General features: G+C 39.9%; 22 protein-coding genes. 13 read left to right on the forward strand and 9 right to left on the reverse strand.

The window, feature by feature from the left end; all coding sequences use genetic code 11:
* Positions 1 to 42: 42 nt before the first annotated feature.
* The 4 genes from ACOAOT_RS23120 to ACOAOT_RS23135 all read right to left on the reverse strand — a co-directional run bounded on the left by ACOAOT_RS23120 (position 43) and on the right by ACOAOT_RS23135 (position 3,875).
* Entirely contained in the window at positions 43 to 762 is a 720-nt protein-coding gene (locus ACOAOT_RS23120; protein ID WP_349674361.1) for an adaptor protein MecA, read from the reverse strand.
* Positions 763 to 1,264: 502 nt separating this feature from the next.
* Positions 1,265 to 1,849: a hypothetical protein gene (locus ACOAOT_RS23125; protein ID WP_420219094.1), complete on the reverse strand. Its 585-nt coding sequence runs from the start codon at positions 1,847 to 1,849 to the stop codon at positions 1,265 to 1,267.
* A 133-nt stretch (positions 1,850 to 1,982) separates the two neighbouring features.
* A protein-coding gene (locus ACOAOT_RS23130) for an IS3 family transposase (protein WP_420215795.1) occupies positions 1,983 to 3,403 on the reverse strand; the annotation gives its coding sequence in 2 pieces (ribosomal slippage) (positions 1,983 to 2,917 and positions 2,917 to 3,403; 1,422 coding nt in all).
* A 133-nt stretch (positions 3,404 to 3,536) separates the two neighbouring features.
* Positions 3,537 to 3,875, reverse strand: a complete 339-nt coding sequence (locus ACOAOT_RS23135; protein ID WP_420219095.1) for a sigma-70 domain-containing protein — start codon at positions 3,873 to 3,875, stop codon at positions 3,537 to 3,539.
* Between ACOAOT_RS23135 and ACOAOT_RS23140 the strand changes: the two genes are divergently transcribed.
* On the forward strand, positions 3,783 to 4,283 hold the full coding sequence (locus ACOAOT_RS23140) for a sigma factor-like helix-turn-helix DNA-binding protein (protein ID WP_420219096.1): 501 nt from the start codon (positions 3,783 to 3,785) through the stop codon (positions 4,281 to 4,283). The two genes, ACOAOT_RS23135 and ACOAOT_RS23140, sit on opposite strands and share 93 nt — an antisense overlap.
* 915 nt (positions 4,284 to 5,198) lie before the next feature.
* Positions 5,199 to 6,401, forward strand: a complete 1,203-nt coding sequence (locus ACOAOT_RS23145) for a hypothetical protein (RefSeq protein ID WP_420219097.1) — start codon at positions 5,199 to 5,201, stop codon at positions 6,399 to 6,401.
* 484 nt (positions 6,402 to 6,885) lie between these two features.
* Here ACOAOT_RS23145 and ACOAOT_RS23150 read toward each other — a convergent pair whose 3' ends face one another.
* On the reverse strand, positions 6,886 to 7,692 hold the full coding sequence (locus ACOAOT_RS23150; protein ID WP_420219098.1) for a VOC family protein: 807 nt from the start codon (positions 7,690 to 7,692) through the stop codon (positions 6,886 to 6,888).
* Positions 7,693 to 8,013: 321 nt separating this feature from the next.
* Between ACOAOT_RS23150 and ACOAOT_RS23155 the strand changes: the two genes are divergently transcribed.
* The 6 genes from ACOAOT_RS23155 to ACOAOT_RS23180 all read left to right on the forward strand — a co-directional run bounded on the left by ACOAOT_RS23155 (position 8,014) and on the right by ACOAOT_RS23180 (position 14,492).
* The gene (locus ACOAOT_RS23155; protein ID WP_420219099.1) at positions 8,014 to 9,489 is read left to right on the forward strand and encodes a serine/threonine protein kinase; all 1,476 of its coding nucleotides are present in this window, start codon (positions 8,014 to 8,016) and stop codon (positions 9,487 to 9,489) included.
* Positions 9,490 to 9,495: 6 nt separating this feature from the next.
* Positions 9,496 to 10,113, forward strand: coding sequence for a hypothetical protein (locus tag ACOAOT_RS23160; protein WP_420219100.1), 618 nt, complete (start codon positions 9,496 to 9,498; stop codon positions 10,111 to 10,113).
* A gap of 34 nt (positions 10,114 to 10,147) precedes the next feature.
* Positions 10,148 to 10,390, forward strand: a complete 243-nt coding sequence (locus ACOAOT_RS23165) for a hypothetical protein (RefSeq protein ID WP_420219101.1) — start codon at positions 10,148 to 10,150, stop codon at positions 10,388 to 10,390.
* A gap of 202 nt (positions 10,391 to 10,592) precedes the next feature.
* Positions 10,593 to 12,254 carry a glycosyl hydrolase family 18 protein gene (locus ACOAOT_RS23170; protein WP_420219102.1) on the forward strand — a complete coding sequence of 554 codons (1,662 nt, stop codon included), beginning with the start codon at positions 10,593 to 10,595 and terminating at the stop codon, positions 12,252 to 12,254.
* Between the two features lie 32 nt (positions 12,255 to 12,286).
* A complete protein-coding gene (locus ACOAOT_RS23175) occupies positions 12,287 to 13,714 on the forward strand; it encodes a metallophosphoesterase (protein WP_420219103.1) in 1,428 nt (475 codons plus the stop codon).
* A 106-nt stretch (positions 13,715 to 13,820) separates the two neighbouring features.
* Positions 13,821 to 14,492: an N-acetylmuramoyl-L-alanine amidase gene (locus ACOAOT_RS23180; RefSeq protein ID WP_420219104.1), complete on the forward strand. Its 672-nt coding sequence runs from the start codon at positions 13,821 to 13,823 to the stop codon at positions 14,490 to 14,492.
* Positions 14,493 to 14,556: 64 nt separating this feature from the next.
* Here the strand turns inward: ACOAOT_RS23180 and ACOAOT_RS23185 are convergent, their stop codons facing one another.
* The 4 genes from ACOAOT_RS23185 to asnA form a co-directional block, all read right to left on the reverse strand.
* Positions 14,557 to 15,276, reverse strand: a complete 720-nt coding sequence (locus tag ACOAOT_RS23185) for a hypothetical protein (protein ID WP_420219105.1) — start codon at positions 15,274 to 15,276, stop codon at positions 14,557 to 14,559.
* Between the two features lie 103 nt (positions 15,277 to 15,379).
* Complete coding sequence (locus ACOAOT_RS23190; RefSeq protein WP_420219106.1) at positions 15,380 to 16,609, reverse strand: sensor histidine kinase; 1,230 nt, start codon at positions 16,607 to 16,609, stop codon at positions 15,380 to 15,382.
* Positions 16,610 to 16,656: 47 nt separating this feature from the next.
* Positions 16,657 to 17,364, reverse strand: coding sequence for a LytR/AlgR family response regulator transcription factor (locus ACOAOT_RS23195; RefSeq protein WP_420219107.1), 708 nt, complete (start codon positions 17,362 to 17,364; stop codon positions 16,657 to 16,659).
* 23 nt (positions 17,365 to 17,387) lie between these two features.
* Complete coding sequence (asnA, locus tag ACOAOT_RS23200) at positions 17,388 to 18,395, reverse strand: aspartate--ammonia ligase (protein WP_420219108.1); 1,008 nt, start codon at positions 18,393 to 18,395, stop codon at positions 17,388 to 17,390.
* 172 nt (positions 18,396 to 18,567) lie between these two features.
* Between asnA and ACOAOT_RS23205 the strand changes: the two genes are divergently transcribed.
* The 5 genes from ACOAOT_RS23205 to ACOAOT_RS23225 are packed head-to-tail and all read left to right on the forward strand — an operon-like array spanning position 18,568 to position 23,291.
* Positions 18,568 to 19,629 (forward strand): L-threonylcarbamoyladenylate synthase, encoded by a 1,062-nt coding sequence (locus ACOAOT_RS23205; protein ID WP_420219109.1) that lies wholly within the window; start codon positions 18,568 to 18,570, stop codon positions 19,627 to 19,629.
* 18 nt (positions 19,630 to 19,647) lie between these two features.
* Complete coding sequence (locus ACOAOT_RS23210) at positions 19,648 to 20,142, forward strand: deoxycytidylate deaminase (RefSeq protein WP_104437732.1); 495 nt, start codon at positions 19,648 to 19,650, stop codon at positions 20,140 to 20,142.
* 1 nt (position 20,143) lies between these two features.
* Complete coding sequence (locus ACOAOT_RS23215) at positions 20,144 to 21,904, forward strand: B12-binding domain-containing radical SAM protein (protein ID WP_420219110.1); 1,761 nt, start codon at positions 20,144 to 20,146, stop codon at positions 21,902 to 21,904.
* Positions 21,904 to 22,587, forward strand: coding sequence for an endonuclease III (gene nth / locus ACOAOT_RS23220; protein WP_420219111.1), 684 nt, complete (start codon positions 21,904 to 21,906; stop codon positions 22,585 to 22,587). Before ACOAOT_RS23215 ends, nth begins: the two co-directional genes overlap by 1 nt.
* Positions 22,584 to 23,291 carry a 3'-5' exonuclease gene (locus ACOAOT_RS23225; RefSeq protein WP_420219112.1) on the forward strand — a complete coding sequence of 236 codons (708 nt, stop codon included), beginning with the start codon at positions 22,584 to 22,586 and terminating at the stop codon, positions 23,289 to 23,291. Before nth ends, ACOAOT_RS23225 begins: the two co-directional genes overlap by 4 nt.

A 23,291-nucleotide genomic window follows, 5' to 3' on the forward strand; every position in this document is an offset into this window, starting at 1 on the left:
TCATTTTGGCTTGTGATGAAGTACTATGAACAAAGGAACGGATTAAAGTTGTGCAAGTGACTGAAGGGCATTCCCCTCAACCAGGACCTCGTAATGTTCCTTGTAGTACGCTTCGGAGGCGTAATCCTGATGAATCTTGGATCCGTACTCTGCAAGTAGATTGCATACCCGGCTGAAGTCCAGAGACTTCTCAGGTGTGTTACGTATTACCAGATAATACTGTCTGGTATTTGGTTTTTTATATAAAGTATTCCTGCCATCATAAACCTGTCCGATGATCTTTGCAGCATCAGAAATTTGATCCAGACTCTGAAAACAGTAGATTCTTACTGAGGAAGCGGTTGATTGTTCTTTTGGTTTCTCTTCTTCCGGCTCTTCTTTTTTGTCTATTCCCAACAGATTTAACAGACCATCAGCACCTTCTAAAAGCTCACTAGCCAGATCTGCAGGCATGGAATCTAAATCCTCGTCTGTTGTTGGTGAAAATTTTGCAAACCTTGTATCTAATTCTTCCGGGTCATCAATTTTAGTGATTACTAACATCACGCTTTCGTTGGATAACGGAATTGCTTCTACCATGAGAGGAATGTCTTCAGCTTCAAATCCCACTTCGTTAGAGGCTTTTTGAATCATCTCGCGGAACAGGTTGCGGGCTTTTTCACTGCCGTAGGCAAGTTCGCCTAAATTAAGGTTTCGGACGCTTAAATCAAAGCTGGTAAGCGTACAACGGATCTGATTTTCATTGATACGTTCTATCTTCATAGGATCACTTCCTGTTCTTTTTAAAATGGTGAATATTTTTTACATACTTCCTCAACATAACTATACTATATATTATAGCAAAAAGGCAATTACTATGTGAAAAAATTTATATAAATTTAAGGTTTATATGCAAAAATACGGGTATCCTATCTAATTACTGGGATTTATCGGTTTGTATTTATCGCGTGATACTAATATGATACTATTTCCTGTAATTTCTCTGCAACTTCGATGTGGCGATTTGAATATAAGTGTCCATATACATTATTTACCATGTCTATCGTGTCACCGCTCCGCTCCGCTATAAGGTGTGGAGAAAATCCCAAATCTATGAGCATGGAAACATGGCTATGACGAATATCATGTATCCGTATGAATTTTACTCCTGAAATTTTGCAAATAGAAACCATCTGATAGCGGAGCCATTCGGGATAGAAATGGAATAGCCTGTCCCCTGGTTTAATGCTATAAAATCGTTCCATATATTATCTTTATGGAGTAATTAATTATTTTCTAAAACCTCTTCAATACAATGAAGAATATATTCGTCAGGATTATCATGTAAAAAAACTACTATAAGATATATTACTCCTACCACAAAAAGACAAAATAATATAAAAACTTTAAAATCATAAAAATCCTCCTGTTTTGCATTATCTGGTATCAGCGATACTAATAGAGCCATACCTGCTAAAAATGTGCCTATGCTTCCATTCAAGCTATCAATTAAACTTTTCCCTTGACCAGATTTTAACTTTAAGTGAAGTGCTTTCAACTTATCTAATTCATACGTATTTAACACTGTTATTAATATTTTATATCTTTGGTCTCTATCATCATTAATTTTACAAATCCTACGGGCTATATCATATATGTCATTATTTCTGATTCTCTTTTCCACCGTTGAAAAATATATAGGTAAAACTATTAGGATTGCTAAAGCAAGAATAGCTATATGAAAACTTCGATCACTCCTATTAAAGCAGTAAATAGCAAGTGAAATTGCTCCTACCATTAAGCAAATTTTTGATTTAAGCATAGTCCTATTATAATATTGATATCTAATTTCGTCTAAAATATCATTCATTAGTATTTGTTCCTTGTTTATTTTTATATAATCATATACCATAATTATCCAAAAGAAAAGCACCCAGTTTTGAGGTGACCCCTAAAAGTTAGACTTTATGGCGAGGTGGATTTTTCCGCTTCGCCTTTTTCTTTTATGCTGCCAAGAGGCTGAGTCTGTATTGCACAGGACTCATCCATCCTAGTTTCTCTTTAATTCGTTTCTCATTGTAATACTTGATAAATTTTTCTATTTCACTTTTTAGTTCTTCGAAACTATAATACACAACACCATAATAAATTTCTTGTTTTAAAAGTCCGAAAAAGTTCTCCATAACAGAATTGTCGTAACAGTTCCCTTTTCGTGACATACTCTGAAAGATTCGTTCTTCTCTGAGGCGATGAGAGTATGCTTTCATTTGGTAAGCCCAGCCTTGATCTGAATGAAAGGTTCTGCGATATGGGCAATCAGATGTTATTTTTATTGCTTCATTTAATGCATTCATTACATTAACAGCCAATGGATGTTTATCAATAGCAAAACTTAAGATTTCACCATTACACATATCCATAAATGGATCCAGGTACAGCTTATGCATTGCCATATGTCCCTTGCAATCGACTTCATAGTATTTAAACTCAGTAGTATCTGTCGTAATCTTCTGATGAGGTATAGAAGTTTTAAATCGTCTCCTGATTCTATTGGGTGCTACAGTTCCAACTTTCCCTTTGTAAGAACTGTATTTACGGCTCTTTCTGGTAAAGGAGAATACCTGAAGATTAAGCTTTTGCATAATTCTCTGTACTTTCTTCTTGTTAACCGTAAATCCTTGATTACGAAGTTCTCCATACATACGACGGTATCCATAATCTTTGTTATTTTTATGAATTTCTAAAATTTTATCTTCAAGTTCCTGATTAGGATTTTCTCTATCAAATCTTTTTTGCCAATACATATAAGTTGCTTTTGGAAATCCAATAACTGCGAGAATGTCTTTTAGTCTGTATTCTCCTCGGAGGCTGTAGACGATTCTCGCTTTTCTTTCAGAAGAGCTTCCTCCTCTAAACGCAGCCTCCTCAGTTCTTTTAAATAAGCATTCTCAATCCTAAGTTTTAGAAGTTCGTCCTCAAGTTGCTTTACATGTTCAGCACTAGTATCAACTGGAGTAATCTCAGTAGGCTGAATATCTTGTTTTCTTCTAAATAAATCCAATGATTTCTTACGTCCCTTCTTCTTTGGTCTCAAAGCATCAGGACCGGCAATTCTGTAATCATTTACCCACTTTGCAATTAATGCATTATTGTTAATTCCTTCAGAAAGAGCCAGCTCTTGATATGAAACTTCACTTGATAAGTATAACTCTACCACACGAAGCTTATATTCAAAAGAATAACTCTCATTTTTTCTAGAACGAAATAGTCCTTCATCACCAAATTTCTCGTAATAATGAACCCAATTTAAAACTTGACGCCTATTCGTAACTCCAAACTTCTCAGCTAGAAACGTATATCCACCTTTTCCTTGTAGATATGCATCAACCACCTGTTTTTTAAATTCAAAACTGTATTTTGACATAATAAAACCGACCTCCAATCGTTAGATTCTAGGTCTAACTTTTGGGGGTCGGTTCATTTCCCAGGTGCTCCCTCTCATTCCTTTACTTCAATATATGCCTTTTTAAACTGCTCTTCCTGGTTCCTGGCAACCTTCAGACTTTTAACCTCTGGCCGGAGCCTGTCCAATATTCGTTTAAGCTCCTTCGGCCCAAGCTTCCCATATTCGCTATACAGACGTTTTTATGGATATCTCTAACCTGATCTATACTTAAGCCCATGTGGGCGGCTGTCTCGGCTTCTGATGGCTCCCGTCCATATTCTTTCATGAAGGAATCATAAAGCCGCTTATACTGCCGTAAACGTGCCTGACTCTGAAAGGAAAGCCGCAGGACGCGCCTGTGAAGGGATATGAGGAGGAAGGGCTCACTGTGATTGAGGGCATAGCTTACGGGGAGGATATGGAAGGGGATGCGCTTGATCGGCTGCAGCATGAGCAGCTTAAGTCTGTACTATGGGAATGTGTGGACAGCTTACATGGTCGGCAGCCAGAAGTGATCCGGAAGCGGTATCAGGACGACATGAGCATGAGAGCGGTCGGGAGAGCATACGGCGTTTCCTGTGAAGCGATCCGTCAAGATGAAGCCCAGGCCATGAGGGAGCTGCGAAAGCCCAAAAACTCAAAAAGGTTAAGGCAGTTTTTACCGGAAGAAGATCGCATCTATAGCATGGGGCTTGTTGGGAATAGTGTGGATCGGTTTAACCGGACCTGGACCAGTTCCACGGAACGAGCGGTCATTGTAAGGGAAGAATTGGTGGAGCGCGTGGAAGAGCATAAACGGTGGTTTGAGGAGTTGCGACGGTCGCAACAGGCCAGGAAGGAAAGAAGTGCTGCATTGTAAAGGGGCTTCACTTAATGAATACCCCTTTCTTCCGATCTGCAGATTTCACAGGTCGGGCGCTTATTTTATGCCCCCCCCGTTTGCCTTTGATGGCGAACCTGAAGTAGGGTTCAACATGATGTAGAGCCCCAGGCTTTCAACATTAGTGTTGAATGGGATAACAGATTGAGACTCCTTCCGTTCGTCATGGGGACGAACGGAAGGAGTCTTTTAAGGGTTGTTATGGGGGAAAGGGTCGGTACTTTGTACCGATCACAGCCGGATCATGCTATTGTAGCTGATGGGAGATTACAGGAGGTTTTCGTCTTGAAGTACTAAAAAGACATTTGTCCCCATCAAATAGCAAGAATCAAATAAATGTTGTGTGCTTTGGGAATGTATGGTAATATGCTACCAGGAGTAACCGAATACAGGGTGGAACCTTCCAGCTTTTATGTCTTTACGTCATAACGAGATGGGAGGTGGTGTCGGATATGTTTTCATTTGCAGACGTGCTTTTATTTGCAACCTTTATCTTGGCATTGCTGACTTACATAGATAAGTTAAAAAAATAGCCTACCCTGCTGCGAACAGGATAGGCGGTGTCCGTTAGGACATTTGCTTTGTCTGGGAGCTTCCACCTTGTGTGGCGGTTACTCTTTGTAATTCTAATATAACATATTTAATGCTTTTAATCAATATATCTATATTAACTTATGTAAAGAAAAAAATAATTTTTGTAATTTTATTCTGGAACTAAAACCCAACTACAAAATTGATAATGTATTTGAATAAGATATAGGTGGACACTGGCATTCCGAGCCCTGCCTTTTCAGATAACAGAGATTAATGCACCTGTCGATAGATGGGTGTTTTCTTTTGTTAAAATCCGGTGTAATATGTAAGAGAGTATAAATTTAGATTTAGGGGGACTCTATGAAAGAGGATAAATTAATCGAAATAATGAATTCAAAAACTATTTTTGCAGAATGTGATTTTGATAAATATAATTCGAAATGTAGACTTATCACAAATGTAGGAAATGGGACATTAATATATGTATTAAATGAAAATACAAAAGAATGGGATAGTTGCATAAATGAGCTTTATAAAAGTCTATGTAAAGTAGAAAAGGACGTTTCACTTCAAGAATTCAATGATCATATACATAAATTATTAATAAAAAATGAATTCAATGATTTTGAGAGTATTAAAAAATATTATGAAAAGCATCCTATGAAAGAGTATAATTTTATAAAGGTCGCTTTTGGTATAACTATTAATGATGTCGATTTTAAAGAATATAAAGGGATAACATTAATAAAAAAGGATTTTATTGAGGAATATATAAAAAAGAATGTATTAAATAGTGATATGGGTTCTCATTTTTATAAAGAACTTAAAACAGACGATGATGTAGTGTATATGAATATAAAATGCGTAGCAAAAGATAGCAATAAAGCAATAGAGTATGCGAAAGAAAGGTTCAAACTAATTGATAATTATTTAAGATTTATGCTAAAATTTAGTAATTCAGATGAAATACGATTTGGATTTTATAATCTAAATCATGAGTCTACGTCCGGTATGTATGGTTATAACAATGATATGTTTATTTCAATGTCTGAGCAAAAGGATAGTATGTGCATAGATACGTTTTTAAATTATTTATTTGAAACTGATTTGTCAGACAAAGTATGGGGATTATTGGAAAAGCAAAACCTAAATGATATGGAAATGAGGATAAAAGAGGCTATAATCTGGTTGTCAGAAGCTACTCATCAAAATGATGATGGGATTGCATATATGCAGTGTTTTTTAGCATTAGAGGCTATATTGATGGAACAAGATGGTTTTATAAATAAAAGTATTACTGCCCAGATTAGTGAGTATGTAGCATTTTTACTGGGGATAGAGAGAGAGGAAAGAATAAAAATTGAAAAGGAAATGAAAGAATTGTATTCAATACGTTCTTCAATAGCTCATGGTAAAAATAAAAAGGGTATAGATCAAGAATTAAAAAGAATATTTATGATTGTAAAATTAATTGTTTTAAGATTTCTTAATGATAAAAGATTAATAAAAATATGTAATATAAAAGAATTAAGAGAACTTATTACGAATTTAAAATTTAAATAATTTTCCTCTTAAGTTGTTAAATTATATAGTCGAGAAATAGTGGCAAGTATCCGGTATTCTAGGCTCGATTTGTGATACTAATATGATACTGTTATTTTTAGCAAAGATATCAAAACAAACATACATTCTGATTTTTATGACCAGAATACGAGGAAATTCAACCTTTTCACCATGGACAATCCCCCATCTTAAATTTAAGGTTTATATGCAAAAATACGGGTATCCTATCTAATTACTGGGATTTATCACTTTGAATTTATAGCATATTCATTTTGGCATTACTTACATTCGTTTTTACGTTTAGTAAGTAGCAATACATAAGAAAAACCACCCTGATACTTGACCTGTACGGGTGGCTTCTCTATCCTAATTCGGGTCAACCCCTTGTGGGCGATTGTTCCTTTTGTATTTCTAATATAGCATATATTCTAATTAGTATCAATATAAACTTATGTTTATGGACTGCGTAAATTTATCTTCGGATTTAATGCTCTGAATTTTTGGTGAAGAGGATAAACGGTGTAATGGCGGCTGATTGTTTTTTATTTTTGCTTTGATGATTACAGGAAAGAATGATATGATTAATTCCATCTTTATGATTTTCAACCAAATTGATAGAAGTCTTTTGAACCGGGAACAAACAGCTGCGGCCATTTTTCCCCAGCGTTACGGGAGGTTCAATTCCGAGAAGCAGGGTATATTCCTTGTATGCTTTGTTCCATTCACTGGTTGAGATCATAATTTCCTGGATTGCATCTGCTCCGTTGGCATGAGAGGTGTCTTGCATTTCAATAATTGGAGATGGATGATATTCACTCATCAAAAAGGGCAGACGAATACTTTCTGGACAACAGAGTGTCCAATTGAGCTTAATTCCATGGTGATCAGTCCTGGATTTTGGACGTGGTTTAGATAATTTTAGGCCATTTTTAAGAAGCTTATATATATTTTCCTGATACTGTGCGCCGGGTACAGAATCCAAAGCATAATCTTTTAATCCCTCCTGTCCCGGAAGGTAGCGTGCAAGACGGCTGGAATAGGCTGGGTTCTTTAATCCAATAATTTTAACCATAAATCTAAGAAGTATGTTTATGACGCTTCCGTGATTTGTGGAGAACAGTTCCAGAAAAGAACCATCTTTTAAATAAATCAAAGCATTATGTGTCTTACCAGGAACACCTCCCGGTACTACTTGAAACCCCATTTCCCGATATTGCCGGATGGCTGTATCAAGGTGGGGGACTTGAATTAACACATGCCCGATTTTAAATGGGATGTTTTCATTTTTCACAAATAAGACCTCCTGATTTGGGCTTTGGTTAGATACGGCTAACTAAAGCGGAAATAAAAGACCGCCAATAAAAGACGGCAACTTTAAAAGTTTATAATGCTAGTATATAATTTAAATATAAATTATCACTTCTTTTGTTGGTTGTCAATTAAAACAATTTCATTTTCCATTCTCAGTTGTACTGTGACACTATATTTATAAGGGTAGAGGGGCGAGGATTTGCTTTCTGAATTCTTATAAATAGAAAAGAAAATGTAAAAAAATTATAAAAAGGTTGAAAAACGAAGAATATTATATTACAATATTTCCCAAGAGATGATATTGAACAGGCACAAGGAGGTGATTTTAGTAAGCACCGTTCTGTTCGGTAAATATCAACTATGCGGTATCTTGGGAACCGGTCGGGAAGGAACAGTTTTTCTGGCGGTTCATCTTGGGCTTGAAGAATACAGGGCAGTGAAACGTGTATCCAAAAGCTTTCTCAATTATGAACAATTCAGGCGTGAAGCATTGATTTTAAAAGAGCTGCGCCATCCTGGTATTCCCATTTTATACGACGTAGAAGAAGATGAAAGTTACAGTTATTTAATTGAAGAGTATTTGGAAGGAGATTCCTTATATGATCTTGTGAAAAAACAGGGTCATCTGTCGCGGGAGCTGACCATTTTCTATGGAATTCAGCTTGCCAGCATCATTAATTACCTGCATCTCGCAGGAACAACCCCTATATTACATTTAGATTTACAGCCGAAAAACCTGTTATTATGCCATGATACCATAAAACTCATTGACTTTGGACTGGCTGCATCGTTAAAAGAAGCAAATAAACCGGGAGAACGTTATGGTACGGTGGGCTGCGCTGCACCGGAACAATATGAGGCAGAAGCAGTGCTTGATGAAAGAACAGATATTTATGCCATTGGCACGATCCTATGTTATCTGTACACTGGGGAATTTCCCAAACTGCCTTTTATACCAGCATCGTCCATGCACCCGGGGCTGGCATCAGTTATCGAGCAATGTATCTGTAAAGAGAAGGAGAAAAGGTATTCAACGGCACAGGAGCTTTTGGATCAGCTCCGTCACTTAAAAGAAACGGAAACGGATGCAAAAAAACGTCTGCAATCATCATCTCTTACAATTGCTCTTTCAGGGAGTAAATCTGGGGCAGGAACAACCCATATTGGAATCGGCCTGTCTGTCTACCTTAAAAATCAAGGAATTCCCAACTTAATGGAAGAAAAACAGGACTCTTTTATGGGTTCCAGTCTTTTTAAATTCACGAAAGCAAAGCGTGACAGCTATGGGTTGCTGCATTACAGAAACTTAATTATAAAGCCATATTATGGTGCAGGAGTGAAATTAAAGGATCCACACTTTCGTGTGCACCTGATGGATTGGGGAGAGAATTTAAGCCAGGCGCTTCATATGGTACCTGATGCTGTAATACTGGTGTGTGATGCCAGTATATGGAATCAGATTCATGCTTTTAAAGCTGTGGAAGAATTAACAAGATCCGGCCTCCCCTATGCAGTCATATACAATCATTGGGCGCATGATAAAAAAATCAGTATCCCAAAAGGTGCACAGGCCTCCGTCTTTTTTCGAGCCCCATTTTTCTCTGATCCATTTACAGTCAGTCATGAACTGGAGACTTTTTATCAGGCTGTTACCAATGTAATCATGGAGGAAACCCAGGGAGGAGGAAAAAGATGGGATTTACCAGTTATGCGCTGGGGGAAAAATGTGATGAAAAAACTAAGGATAAGGGAGCGCTGTCTGCCAGGAAAGGGTTAAACTTCTATGAAGAGATTTGCAAAAAGAGGCTGGAAACGGGGTAATCCGTTTGGTAAAGTCCAGACCCCTGAATTAATAGGTATTATTGGTACCGGAAGAGGGAATGGAGTGACTCATTTTTCAGTCATGACAGCCGGATATTTATCTGGTGTGATGAGAATGCGGTGTGCAGTTTTGGAGTGGAATCATCATGAGTCCTTTTCGTGTATGGGAGCTTCCTGTTCCGGTGGAAAAACAGGTGAAAACCCGTTTCGGGTTCTGGAGACAGATTATTTTGGAAAAGCGGGGATTGATACACTGTTGTTGTGTAAAAAGTCCGGCTATCATGCTGTAATTGTGGATTATGGGACTGCAAAGGAAGGCAATCTGGAAGAGTTTTTTCGATGCAGCAGGCAATTTGTAATAGGAAGTCTTAGTGAGTGGCAGATTGGTGAGTTTCTTGAATTTGAAAAGAGGGGGATAAAAACGGAGAAAAGCTGGAACAGCCTGGTATCATTTGGCAGTGAAGAAGCAAGAACAAGTCTGGAAAAAAGATTAAAGATTCCGGTGAGAAGAATTCCCTTTTCTATCGATCCATTTTCCATTACTTCTGAGACGATCAGTTTTTACGAGCAATTATTTTAAAAAACAAAAGATAAAATGGCGGGGAGATAGCAATATGAGTAAAGAAGACAGCAGTATATGGAAAGAAGGTAAAAGAGACCAGTATCTGGAAGGACTGAAAAAGTACAGAAATAAGGGGGTTCCCATTGTGATTGACGGCGAAGAACTGCCGGAGACAGACTGGGGAAGAATATTTGAAATAAGGGAGGATGACAGCTTTTATATGGCAGACTATGTTCCTAATGAGAATACCGGTAAACTGCAGGAAATCAGATTTGACCGTGTCTATAACCGGTAATTTCAGGGAACATGGTATCAGGGGCGCGTTGGCGGATTCCATCTTCAGCCCGGAGAGAATGAGTTTATGCGCGTCAGGGAGGGACAGGGGAATCAGAATGTAATGAAAATGTAAATTCCAAAAAGAAAGAAGTATGATATAATCTAGAAGATATTACAGAAATGAGTTCATAAGATATGATCCATAAGCAGGAGGAAAACAGATGAAGAGGAAAGCAGTGCCGGTTATGGTGGCGCTGGGATTGATTTTGCTGGTTCTGGCCGGTTCTTTCGGAGTCCGGTTTTTGGAACGGTATATTCCATCCAGTGAGCAGGCAGATTTGACTGAGATTTTTGGGGTCACAGGGGATGAGGTAGCGGTTTTTTTTAATGAAAATCTTCAGGAAACCAAAGGTCTTTTTGCAGAGGATCAGACTTATCTACCCATCAGTTGGATTAATGAAAATTTAAATGAGCGTTTTTACTGGGATAACAATGAGAAGCTGCTTGTGTATACGCTTCCGGATTCCATTGTTTATGCAGACCAGAATACAAAAGGTTCTTCCGGAAAATCACTGATTCTGGAGAAAGGGGATACTGTGTATTTATCCCTGGGCCTTATTGCTAACTATACAGATGCTGAGTTTACCGCATATGATTCAGCTGTAAATAAGCGGGTGTTTATTAATAATGACTGGACGGATAAAGAACGGGCTACCGTTGTTAAAGACGGTAATGTGCGTATCAAGGGCGGAGTCAGGAGTCCCATCGCAACTCATGTGAATGAGGGGAGCAAAGTGACGGTTCTGGATTCCATGAACAAATGGGATAAAATCAGGACAGAGGACGGTTTTATTGGCTATGTAGAACGCAGACGTCTTGGAGAGTCGCAAAAAGAGGCTTCCGTAAGTACTTTTACAAAGCCGGTTTATAAAAATATAACCATGGATCAGCCGGTTTGCCTGGTATGGCATCAGGTTACCTCGGCAGAGGGAAATTCTACCTTTGACAGTCTGATTGCCAATACCTCAGGGGTTAACGTGATTTCACCAACATGGTATGAATTAAGTGATAATGAAGGTGGTTTTCATTCCCTGGCAGATGCGGGGTATGTAAAAAAGGCTCACGACAAAGGATTGAAGGTCTGGGCACTGATTAATAACTTTAGTTCCGATGTGAATACGGAGATCCTGATGTCTAAAACATCAACAAGGAAGAAACTGATTGATAGCCTGATGGCAGAGGCAAAGACCTATGGATTTGACGGCATTAATCTGGACTTTGAAGGCATAAAAGAGGAAGCGGGTCCCCATTACATTCAGTTTATCAGAGAGTTGTCCATCCCATGCAGAGAGAAGGGGCTTGTCCTGTCCGTGGATAATTATGTGCCCGTTGCAGGAAACGAGTTTTATAACCGGAAGGAGCAGGGGATTGTCGCTGATTATGTGATCATTATGGGTTACGATGAACATTATGCAGGCGGAGAGGCCGGATCTGTGTCCTCTATTCAATATGTAGAAGATGGAATAAAGAATACGCTTAAAGTTGTTCCCAAGGAAAAGGTTATTAATGGTATTCCTTTTTACACCAGAATATGGACGGAAGGAACAGATGGAAAGACTTCATCCTCTGCCATTGGTATCGCAAAATCCAAAGAATGGGTTACGAAAAATGATGTAAAACTGTACTGGCAGGAAGAGTTGGGACAGTATTACGGAGAACTTCAGACAGAAGAAGGCAAAAAGACCGTGTGGCTTGAGGAAGAACGTTCCATCGGTCTGAAGATGAATTTAATCCGGCAGTATGATCTGGCAGGTGTGGCATGCTGGAAGCTGGGATTTGAGCCGGCTGATTTGTGGGATGAAGTACGGCTTGACAAGGAATAACAGAAGAAAGGGATAAGCAGGAAGGTCAGTTTATGAAAAAAAGGGTATTATTGGCAGCATTGGCGGCTGCAATTTGTGTAACTTCAGGCTGCTCTTTAAAAAAAGGAGCACAGGAACTTACGCAGGAAGAGAGTACGGCGCAGCCGGAGACAACCGTTACGGGGGTACAGACACCTTCCACAGCACAGGTTCCTGAAACCTCCAAGGAATCTTCGCCAGAACAACCCCAGGCACTTGAGGAAGGAACCGCCAGGATTATAATAGCTACAGATATTCATTATCTGGCCAGAGATTTAACCGATATGCAGATGAGCTATGAATATACGGCTGATCACGGAGATGGCAAAGTAATGAAATATATCTGGGAAATTACAGATGCGTTCATTGAAGAAGTAAAAGCAGAAAAGCCGGATCTGGTAATATTGGAGGGAGATTTAACTTATAACGGAGAGCGGGATAGCCATATAGAACTTGCCAGTAAACTGGAGGCCATAGAAGAAGCGGGAATTCCTGTAATTGTTATTCCTGGAAACCATGATATTAATAATCCTGATGCCAGTCGGTTTGAGGGAGAGTCCATACATAGTACGGAAAGTATTACACCAGAAGAATTTGAAGAGATATATGACGAATATGGATATAGTGAGGCGGTGAGCCGGGACCCGGCTTCCCTAAGCTATGTATACCAGATCAATGATAAAACCAGAGCTCTGATGCTTGACAGCTGCCAGTATGATCCCAAGAACCTGGTCGGCGGCATGATAAAGGATGATACATACACCTGGATTGAGGAGCAGATGGAAGAGGCTTGGAACCTGGGGATGAAAGTGATTCCTGTGGCCCATCATAATTTACTTGATGAAAGTGAAGTTTATCTTCAGGATTGTACCATTGAGCACAGTGAACAGCTCATTGATCAGCTGGAGAGCTGGGAAGTTCCTTTATTTTTAAGCGGACATCTTCATGTACAGCATTACAAAAGATCCCATGGTGATTCTGGAATTTATGAAATAGTGACAGGCTCTTTGTCTACCCCTCCATGTTTGTACGGAATATTAGAGTATGGACCGAAAGGAACCTTTAACTACCATACGAAACCTCTTGATATGAAAGCCTGGGCGGAGAAAACAGGTAATAAGGACAAGAATCTGTTGAATTTCAGTAATTATGGTAAAAAGTATCTGAGTAAGGTATTTTATAATCAGGCTCAGGATGAGTTTAATAGCTTAAACACCCTTCAGAGTCTGACGGAAAGTCAACGGGATATGATGGCTAAGGTATACGCAGAATTGAATTCTGCGTGTTATGAAGGTAAAGTAGCGGATATACGTGAGAAGGTTATGGCAAAAAAGGGATATAAATTGTGGCAGGAAGAGGGGTATCCCAGTATTTTATCCCAGTATCTGGAGTGGATCACTGCAGATGGCGGCAGAGATTATAACACATTAAGCGTTAAATAAAAGGAAAGTCACTTGTACCGGTTCTTTTTTAATTCACCAAAAAGTATAATTCATTAAGAACGTGAATCGGGTAAAGAGCGTGAAATTAAAAAAATGGGAACCGTTCATGGCGGTGATTTTGCTGATATTGGTTTATGTTATATCGAGCCAGGCGGGAAAGATGGCAGCAGTAAATAACGCCCCATCTGCACAAAAGAATCGGCCTGTGGTAGTAATTGATGCAGGCCACGGGGGGAATGATCCTGGAAAGATCGGGATTGACGGTACTCTGGAAAAAGATATTAATTTGCAGATTACCATGAAACTGAAAAAGTATCTGGAAGCATCGGATGTGGATGTTGTTCTTACCAGAGATGATGACAATGGACTGTATTCAGCCAGGGACAACAGAAAAAAGATGGCGGATATGACCAAACGGTGTGATATCATCAATAAAACCAAGCCTGCATTGACTGTAAGCATCCATCAAAACAGTTATCACCAGGAGGAAATCTCTGGAGGACAGGTGTTTTATTATAAAAAGTCAGAAAAAGGGAAGAAACTTGCTGAAACCATACAGGAACGGTTCGATTTTTTGTTGGGGGATAAGAATACAAGGCTTGCAAAACCCAATGATAATTATTACCTTCTTCTACATGTGAGGACACCGATTGTAATCGTGGAATGCGGATTCTTAACCAATAGCAGGGAATCAAAGCTTTTGAATGATGAAGATTATCAGGACCGGGTAGCGTGGACCATACATATGGGAATCATGAGCTATCTAAATAATAACTAAATATATAAAGAACAGGAACCCTTGATTTACAGGTTCCTGTTTTTGTCTTTAGATGGAATCAATGTTATTCAGACTGGATATCGGTATCTTTCTCAGTTTCCGGTTCCATTTCCGTTTCAGTGTTCTCTGCAGCGCTATTTGACAGCACGGCAGCAGTCTCATTAACTTCTCCAATTTTTTCAGAAGCTTTTGCTACTAATTGATCAGATCTGCTTTGAAGTCTGGATGCAGCCTCGATTTTTTGATCTGTATTTCCGTAACCTTGTTTAATCTCACTTTTTAAGACATTGATTTTTCCATCAATCATGTCTTTCGCAGATGAGATTATTTCTGCCTGTGATACACCGGATGATAATTTTGTGATTGCACTCATCTGCTCAGCCTGCGCATCTTCTTTAGTTTTTGGTTTTTTATAAATTTTACCGGTATCATCTTTGGAATCAGATTCCGATTTATCTGATTCATCCGCCTGAAGCTGTGCAATCTGATCATCAATGGCTTTTAGCTGTTGCTCAAATTCTTTCAGTTTATCATTCATGCTTTCTGAGCCGTTTGCCTGATCGGAGTCCAGCATCGACTGTTTTTGTTCCATAATCCTTTGCTTCTGATCCATCAGCTGCTTCAGCATACTTTGTTTTTTCCCGGCAGGAGAAATTGATACTTCATCGGTTTTCTTGTTTTCCTTACTTTTGCCGTATATTGCCTCATATTTATTGTCAGCAGAACGGTTGATGGAAGCAATATTTATTTTTGCCGGCTGGTTTCCCATTTTACCAATATACATCTCATACCCTCCTTTTGTACTGATTATTTATTCGGCAGATAGAGGGGGGAATATAATTATTTTGGCGCAGAAGGGAAAGATTACGGTATAAACGGTCTTTCTGTCAAAGAGATGGTGGAAAAAGCGGAATCATGACACAAAAATGAAATAGCTCCTCTGAGACTGACATGTCCATAGTTCCATTACAGCGTTCAACTGCATCCCGAATGTTGGATAAGCCGATTCCATGAAGATGGGGGTCTTCTTTTGAAGACTGGAAAGGGCTGATACCTGGGCTTACAGTATGTGGGACCGGATTGGTTATTTCTATCATAAGAAAGGAACGCTGGACACAGGAAACTGCTGTTATCACTGGAAGATCATTGCGGTGGGTTATTTTTTGGCAGGCTTCCAGAGCGTTATCCAAAGCATTGCTTAAAATAATACACAGGTCAGAAGGATTGATCAGATCGGAGGAGGGAAAATTGAAATCGGTATCCAAACGAATCTCCCATGCTCTGGCAAGCGCAAGCTTTTCCCTGATAATTGCATCTGCATAAGCATTGCCAGATGAATAATCGGGATAAAAAGTATTAAACGTTCCAGTTATACAATCCAGGTAATTAAAAGCCTCTTCATTCTTATTCATGGAGAGGAGATTCCTTAAGCACAGCATATGGTTCTTAAAGTCATGGCGAAAACCGGACAGCTGTTTTTCCTCACCCTGCCATGCTGCAATTTGTTTTTCCAGCATTGAATTTTTCTCGTTTGCAAGGTGTAAACTTAGTTTCCGGTCTGCATAGTAAGAGGAAAAAGTAATTAGTGAAACGCCGCCAACTGCAACAGCGGTTGCAATCATGTTTGATAACAGAGTGTTGTTGTATTGGATGTGGTTCCATCCGTAATAAATAACGGTCTGTCTGGTGAAGAAGCATAAGATCAGAAGAAACAGGTTTTCTGACATTGTAATATCATTATAGAGATTACGGCATTTTCTGCCCACCCATTCCAGTATGCCTGCCATAAGCAGACTGGTTAATATATCACAAAGTTTATAAGCCAAATCATAAGCAGATGGATCATAAATGATATATCTGCTTATAAATTGAGTCATAGGCAAAAAAACAAAATTACATGTATACCCCAGCCCGTCAGTGAAAATAGCTAACATTACCTTTTTCGCGGCACTGGCCTGGAATAATACCCAGATCATGATCAGGGATGTGATTAAATAAAACAATTCCTGTGGAAAGATCAGGGCAAGTCTGCAATTAATGTTGATAAAGTTGGAGGCCATGGAAAAAAAGACAACTCCAATAAAGGTTAAAAGCTTGTGAAAACGGCATTTTAACATCTTACTCAAGAAACGATATTGGACGTAAGCGGTAAAAGTAAGAAGAATTATAACAATACCTCCTTTTTCATATATTTGAGGAAGGTACTGGAAAAATCCTGATATTTCCGTTTACTAACCGGAATTATTTCTCCGTTGGCAAGATAAAGATCCATTCGGTCAAACCGGACAATATAATCCATATTAACTATGTAACTTCTATGGCACCGGAAGAAACGGGCGGGTAGATTCTTTTCAATGGATTCCAGCTTACCAGAAACTTCGGTGGTATTAGTTTGGTTGTGAAGAGTAAGTGTTTTATTATTTACTTCCAGATACATAAGATCAGAGCAGGAAATACATATGGTGGATTGTCCTGATTTTATTATAATGGGAGGTTCTTTTAAGAGATTAAGCTGTTTGATTATATGATCCAGCACGTGATAAAGCTTTTGCCCGCTTACTGGTTTGATGAGATAATGGGAGGCATCCACATCAAAGGATTGAAATACATATTGTTTATAAGCAGTAAGAAATACCAGCTTTGCCCTGGTATTGGTCTCTCTGATTTTACGGGCAGTATTCAGTCCGGATTCTTCTCCCATCTTAATATCCAGAAAAATAAGGTCAGGCACAGCTTTGGAGGACAGAAGCTCTGTTCCTGATGTAAAAAGGAAAAGCTGGAAGGGGATATTCCGTGTACGAAAATACCCTTCCAGATTATTTGTAAATCCATGCATAAACTCTGCCTGGTCATCACAAAGAAATACGTTCATTGCATCCACTTCCTATGTAAGAATTAAAGCAAAAATATATTGTTCTTTCTGCACTCTTTGCGCATTTCGTCTGGCCAGATACTGGCCTGAACTTCCCCAACGTGTGCCCGGTCTAATAATAGCATACAAAGGCGTGACTGTCCGATTCCTCCGCCGATGGTATAGGGGAGTTCTCCGTTTAGAAGCATTTTATGATAAGGAAGTTCCTTGCGGTCTTCACACCCTGCCTTCCTTAACTGTTCTGACAGAGCTGTTTCATCTACGCGGATTCCCATGCTTGAGATTTCTAATGCACAGTTTAAATGCTGGAACCAGAAGAGAATATCGCCGTTAAGCTGCCAGTCATCGTAATCAGGTGCTCTGCCATCGTGAGGTTTTCCGCTGCCTAATTTATCTCCGATTTTCATGAGGAAGACACAGCCGTGCTCTTTTGTGATGGCATTCTCCCGCTCCTTGGGTGACAGTTGTGGATAGAGGTCTTCCAACTCCTGGGAGGTGATGAAAGTAATGTCATCAGGAAGGGCTTTGACTGCCTGGGGATATTTGTACCAGACTTCATGTTCCATGTGTTTGATAATCTTGAAAATAATTTTCACGGTCTCTTTTAATGTATTTTCGTTTCTTTCTTCTCTGGTAATTACTTTTTCCCAATCCCACTGATCCACATAACAGGAGTGAAGATTGTCTAGTTCTTCGTCTCTTCGGATGGCATTCATATTGGTGTAAAGTCCTTCTCCTGGCTGAAAGCCGTATTCGTGGAGTGCCATACGTTTCCATTTGGCAAGGGAGTGTACCACTTCCATGGTTTCGCCGGGAACTCCTGAAAGATCAAACTGCACCGGGCGTTCTACACCATTTAAATTATCATTTAATCCGCTGCTTCGTTCTACAAATAAAGGGGCGGAGATTCTCTCTAAGTTCATCTCCTTGCCCAGTTCCTTTTGAAAGGTGTCTCTTATGTATTTAATTGCTTCCTGGGTTTCCCGGACAGAGAGCCTGGGATCATAGTTTTTGGGTATAATCAGTTCCATGTTTTTCTCCTCTTTTAACGTATACTGTTATTATGGTATCATTGATAGGAAAAACTTACAACTGCTATTTGTATAGGGCTTTAAAAGCCCGTTTTGTCGGGGGTAAAAGCATTGCATGAGCCTTTACGCTGTGATATGATAAATGGAAGTGAAAAGAAAAGAGCAGAGAGATATGAATACGAAACGAATTATATTAAAAGACAGAGAGAACCCGGATTCAGAACAGTTAAAAGAACCGGCGAAAATATTAAGGGAAGGCGGTCTTGTGGCATTCCCAACCGAAACTGTGTATGGACTTGGGGCCAATGCCTTAAACGAAGAGGCGGCAAAAAAGATCTATGAGGCGAAAGGAAGACCATCGGACAATCCTCTCATTGCCCACATTGCAGATTTTGACGATCTGCTTCCCCTGGTGACCAAAGTCCCTGAGGCAGGCAGAAAGCTTATGGAAGCATTCTGGCCCGGCCCCCTTACGCTGATTTTTCCCAAAAGCAGTCTGGTTCCTTATGGAACGACCGGCGGACTTGATACAGTAGCGGTTCGAATGCCTGCTGACCCTGCAGCCAGCGCGCTGATCCGTCTGGCAGGAGTTCCCATAGCAGCTCCCAGCGCCAATACATCCGGGCGCCCCAGTCCTACCACCGCAGACCATGTATGGCAGGATATGAACGGAAAGATCCAGATGATCGTTGATGGCGGTGCTGTTGGGATCGGCGTGGAATCCACCATTATTGACGTTTCGGGAGATGAACCCATGATACTAAGACCAGGTGCAGTTACCCAGGAGATGGCATCTGCAGTTTTAGGAAAAGAGATTTGTCTGGATCCTGCTATTATCTCAGGCCCGTTAAAAGCCGATGTAAAACCAAAAGCACCGGGAATGAAGTATAAGCATTATGCACCTAAAGCAGATCTTACTCTGGTTGAGGGAAATACAGAAGCTGTGGTTTCTGCCATTAATAAACTGACAGAGGAAAAGCTGGAGGCAGGATACCGGGTAGGTGTGATCTGTACCGATGAGACATCAGATCTTTATCCGGGAGGTATTATAAGGAGTATCGGCAGCCGTCTGAAAGAGGAGTCTGTCGCTCACAATTTATATGCAGTACTACGGGAATTTGATGATTTAGATGCTGACTATATATTTTCTGAGAGCTTTTCCAGAAGTCATCTGGGACAGGCAATCATGAACCGGCTGACTAAGGCAGCCGGTTACCACATTATTAAAGTTTGACAGGGAGGAGCAGGAAGGATGACTGGAAAAAGAGAAGATTATATTACCTGGGATGAGTATTTTATGGGAGTGGCTGTTTTGTCAGGAAAACGATCCAAGGATCCAAGTACTCAGGTAGGAGCCTGTATTGTCAGTCAGGATAATAAAATTTTATCCATGGGTTATAACGGATTTCCACTTGGGTGTTCCGATGATGAATTTCCATGGGGAAGAGACAATGAGGCAGAGGATCCCTATAATGCCAAATATTTCTATTCCACTCACAGTGAATTAAATGCTATTCTTAATTACAGGGGAGGAAGTCTGGAAGGCTCTAAACTTTATGTAACCCTTTTCCCCTGTAATGAGTGTGCAAAGGCAATCATACAGTCGGGAATAAAAACAATTGTATACGGTTCGGACAAGTATGCCGGAACACCAGCGGTGAATGCTTCCAAGCGTATGCTTAATGCGGCAGGAGTCCGCTATTATCAATATCAGCCATCCGGCAGAAAAATAGAGATCGAGGTTTAATATGAAGTTTTTACTGACGGCGCTGAATGCCAAATATATTCATTCCAATCCTGGAGTTTACAGTTTGAAGGCTTATGCCCAGGCGTGGCTGAAAGAGCCGGAACTTAGCGACGGAAGGTTTGAGATAGAAATTGGGGAATATACCATTAATAATCAGATGGATGAAATATTGAGTGATATTTATAGAAGAAAACCGGATGTAGTGGGATTCTCCTGTTACATCTGGAATATTTCCTATATTTTAGAACTGGTACGGGACCTTCCGAAAGTTCTCCCTCATGTGGAGATCTGGCTGGGAGGTCCTGAGGTGTCTTACGATGCCGCCCGGATTTTAGAAGAAGAACCACACGTTTTCGGTATTATGATGGGAGAAGGGGAAGAAACCTTTAAAAAAGTGGTCAGTTGTTATCTGAATCAGCAGAGAGGAACTCCGGGGTGGGATCAGACAGCCTTTCAGGAGATAGATGGAACTGCTGTCCGGGATAAAGATGGACTACCGGTTATCAATCCTTTAAAATCCCCGGTTGATTTAAACAAGATTCCATTTCTGTATGAGGATATGGCGGGGTTTGAAAATCGTATTGTTTATTATGAAAGCAGCCGTGGATGCCCGTTTTCCTGTAGCTACTGCCTTTCCTCTGTTGACAAGTCTGTCCGGTTCCGTGATACGGATCTGGTGTTAAAGGAACTGGATTTTTTTCTTCAGAAAAAAGTTCCACAGGTGAAGTTTGTAGACCGAACCTTTAACTGCAGCAGGAATCACTCGTATCGCATCTGGGAGTATTTAATTGAACATGATAACGGGGTGACTAATTTTCATTTTGAAATTTCTGCTGATTTACTAAATCAGGATGAATTACAGCTGATGTCTCGCATGAGACCCGGACTGATCCAGTTAGAGATCGGGGTGCAGAGTACCAATGAATCCACCATTAAGGAAATACACCGGAGTATGGATCTGTCTGTATTAAGGAAGAATGTGGAGATCATAAACAGCTATGAAAACATACATCAGCATCTGGACCTGATTGCGGGACTTCCCTTTGAAAATTATGAAAGCTTCCGACGTTCCTTCAACCAGGTTTATGGTATGAAGCCGGAACAGCTTCAGTTGGGATTTCTAAAGGTATTAAAGGGTTCCTATATGGCACAAAAGGCACAAGATTATGAGATTCATTATAAGGAAAAGCCTCCCTATGAAGTTTTGTCTACCAAATGGCTTGACTATGGTGAGGTTCTAAAACTAAAGGGACTGGAAGAGATGCTTGAGGTATATGGCAACAGCGGTCAGTTTCAAACGACAATAGAAGAATTTCGTAAAGAATTTCATACTCCTTTTGATATGTTTGAGTCATTGGCTGAATATTATGATAAACAGGAATTGTCAAAGCTGAGCCACAGCCGAATGGCCAGGTACGAGATATTAGAGACGTTTATCAGCCTCATGGTTCCTGACAAACAGTCTTATTACAGAGATCTTCTGGTGTATGACTTATATCTGAGAGAAAACTTAAAGAGCCGTCCTGCTTTTTCTGCTGATCAGGAGCCTTATAAAGATCAGGTAAAAGCATTTTTTGCAGATGAGGCGGTTCAATATCGTTATTTAAAAGAAGGTTATGAAGGATTTGAAGCCAGGCAGCTGATCAAGATGGCTCATGTGGAGGTATTTCATGATGGAAGAGCGGTTCTTTTTGATTATAAAAAAAGGGATGTGCTTACCCATAATGCAGCAGTCCATGAGCTTGGTATATGGAGGAGATGATGGCTAAAAAAGAGACAAAAGCAGAAAAAAGAGCCAGAGTAACCAGAGTTCTAGATGCTCTTGACCAGGAATACGGAACAGAATATATCTGCTATTTAAACCATGAAACGCCATGGCAGCTGCTTATTGCAGTTATTTTAAGTGCCCAGTGTACCGATGCCAGAGTCAACATGGTGACTGCAGATTTATTTCAAAAATACGATTCACCGGAAAAATTTGCAAATGCTCATTTAAAAGAGCTGGAACAGGATATCCACTCCCTTGGATTTTTTCACATGAAAGCCAAAAATATTATTTCCTGCTGTACGGATCTGGTGGAAAAGTATGGAGGCGAAGTCCCAAAGACCATGGAAGAGCTGACTGGGCTTGCAGGAGTTGGCAGGAAAACCGCCAATGTAATACTGGGCAATATTTATAACCAACCCAGTATTGTGGTGGATACCCATGTAAAGCGGATATCGAAAAAACTGGGGTTTGCCAAATCAGATGACCCGGAAAAAATTGAATATGAATTAATGGAGATACTGCCAAGAGATCACTGGATCCTGTGGAACATCCAGATTATTACGCTGGGGAGATCCATCTGCATTGCAAGAAGTCCCAAATGCAGAGACTGCTTCCTAAAGGAGCTGTGTCCCAGTGCTGTAACAGGGGAAATTGAGGAGAGGAAGAACAAAACGTGATATCATCTTATGTTGCCGTGGATTTAGAAACGACCGGTCTTGACCCAAAGCGGGATAAAATTATTGAAATCGGAGCAGTGCGGGTGACAGATGGAAAAGCAGAAGACACATTTGAATGCTTTGTAAATCCTTACCGCAATCTGGAAGCGCATGTGATTACCCTGACTGGTATTACGGACAGTCAGCTGGAGCCTGCTTCAGGCATCGAATCCATAATTGGCCATTTCCTTGATTTCGCAGGTAAACTGCCGATTCTGGGACATCATATCATCTTTGATTACAGTTTTTTAAAACGTGCAGCAGTAAATAAAGGATTAAGTTTTGAACGGCAGGGAATTGATACATTAAAGCTTGCAAGAAAATTTATGCCGGAAGACAGATCAAAAAGTCTTTCTGCCGCCTGCGCTTATTTCGGGATAGAAATAAAACAGAGCCACCGTGCCAGATTTGATGCCATTGCAGCTCATGAGCTCTATCAGACAATGAAAAGGGAGTTCGGTGAAAGGAATCCGGAAGTCTTTGACTCTGTCCCCTTGATTTATAAGGTAAAAAAGGAACAACCGGCGTCAAACCGGCAAAAAGAACACTTGCAGGATTTATTAAAATATCATAAAATAGCTTTATCTGTGCAATTGGATCATTTATCCAGAAATGAAATATCCAGAATTACGGATAAAATCATCGCACAATATGGAAGAATATAA

The sequence above is a fragment of the Lacrimispora struthionigena genome (assembly GCF_048627165.1).
Taxonomy (GTDB): domain Bacteria; phylum Bacillota; class Clostridia; order Lachnospirales; family Lachnospiraceae; genus Lacrimispora.

Bases quoted from the DNA above. Each gene is read 5' to 3' on its own strand.
- ACOAOT_RS23120 (WP_349674361.1), bottom strand. From the start codon at position 762: ATGAAGATAGAACGTATCAATGAAAATCAGATCCGTTGTACGCTTACC.
- ACOAOT_RS23125 (WP_420219094.1), bottom strand. From the start codon at position 1,849: ATGAATGATATTTTAGACGAAATTAGATATCAATATTATAATAGGACT.
- ACOAOT_RS23135 (WP_420219095.1), bottom strand. From the start codon at position 3,875: ATGCTGCAGCCGATCAAGCGCATCCCCTTCCATATCCTCCCCGTAAGC.
- ACOAOT_RS23145 (WP_420219097.1), top strand. From the start codon at position 5,199: ATGAAAGAGGATAAATTAATCGAAATAATGAATTCAAAAACTATTTTT.
- ACOAOT_RS23160 (WP_420219100.1), top strand. From the start codon at position 9,496: ATGAAGAGATTTGCAAAAAGAGGCTGGAAACGGGGTAATCCGTTTGGT.
- ACOAOT_RS23165 (WP_420219101.1), top strand. From the start codon at position 10,148: ATGAGTAAAGAAGACAGCAGTATATGGAAAGAAGGTAAAAGAGACCAG.
- ACOAOT_RS23170 (WP_420219102.1), top strand. From the start codon at position 10,593: ATGAAGAGGAAAGCAGTGCCGGTTATGGTGGCGCTGGGATTGATTTTG.
- ACOAOT_RS23175 (WP_420219103.1), top strand. From the start codon at position 12,287: ATGAAAAAAAGGGTATTATTGGCAGCATTGGCGGCTGCAATTTGTGTA.
- ACOAOT_RS23180 (WP_420219104.1), top strand. From the start codon at position 13,821: ATGGCGGTGATTTTGCTGATATTGGTTTATGTTATATCGAGCCAGGCG.
- ACOAOT_RS23185 (WP_420219105.1), bottom strand. From the start codon at position 15,276: ATGTATATTGGTAAAATGGGAAACCAGCCGGCAAAAATAAATATTGCT.
- ACOAOT_RS23190 (WP_420219106.1), bottom strand. From the start codon at position 16,609: ATGTTAAAATGCCGTTTTCACAAGCTTTTAACCTTTATTGGAGTTGTC.
- ACOAOT_RS23195 (WP_420219107.1), bottom strand. From the start codon at position 17,364: ATGAACGTATTTCTTTGTGATGACCAGGCAGAGTTTATGCATGGATTT.
- asnA (WP_420219108.1), bottom strand. From the start codon at position 18,395: ATGGAACTGATTATACCCAAAAACTATGATCCCAGGCTCTCTGTCCGG.
- ACOAOT_RS23205 (WP_420219109.1), top strand. From the start codon at position 18,568: ATGAATACGAAACGAATTATATTAAAAGACAGAGAGAACCCGGATTCA.
- ACOAOT_RS23210 (WP_104437732.1), top strand. From the start codon at position 19,648: ATGACTGGAAAAAGAGAAGATTATATTACCTGGGATGAGTATTTTATG.
- ACOAOT_RS23215 (WP_420219110.1), top strand. From the start codon at position 20,144: ATGAAGTTTTTACTGACGGCGCTGAATGCCAAATATATTCATTCCAAT.
- nth (WP_420219111.1), top strand. From the start codon at position 21,904: ATGGCTAAAAAAGAGACAAAAGCAGAAAAAAGAGCCAGAGTAACCAGA.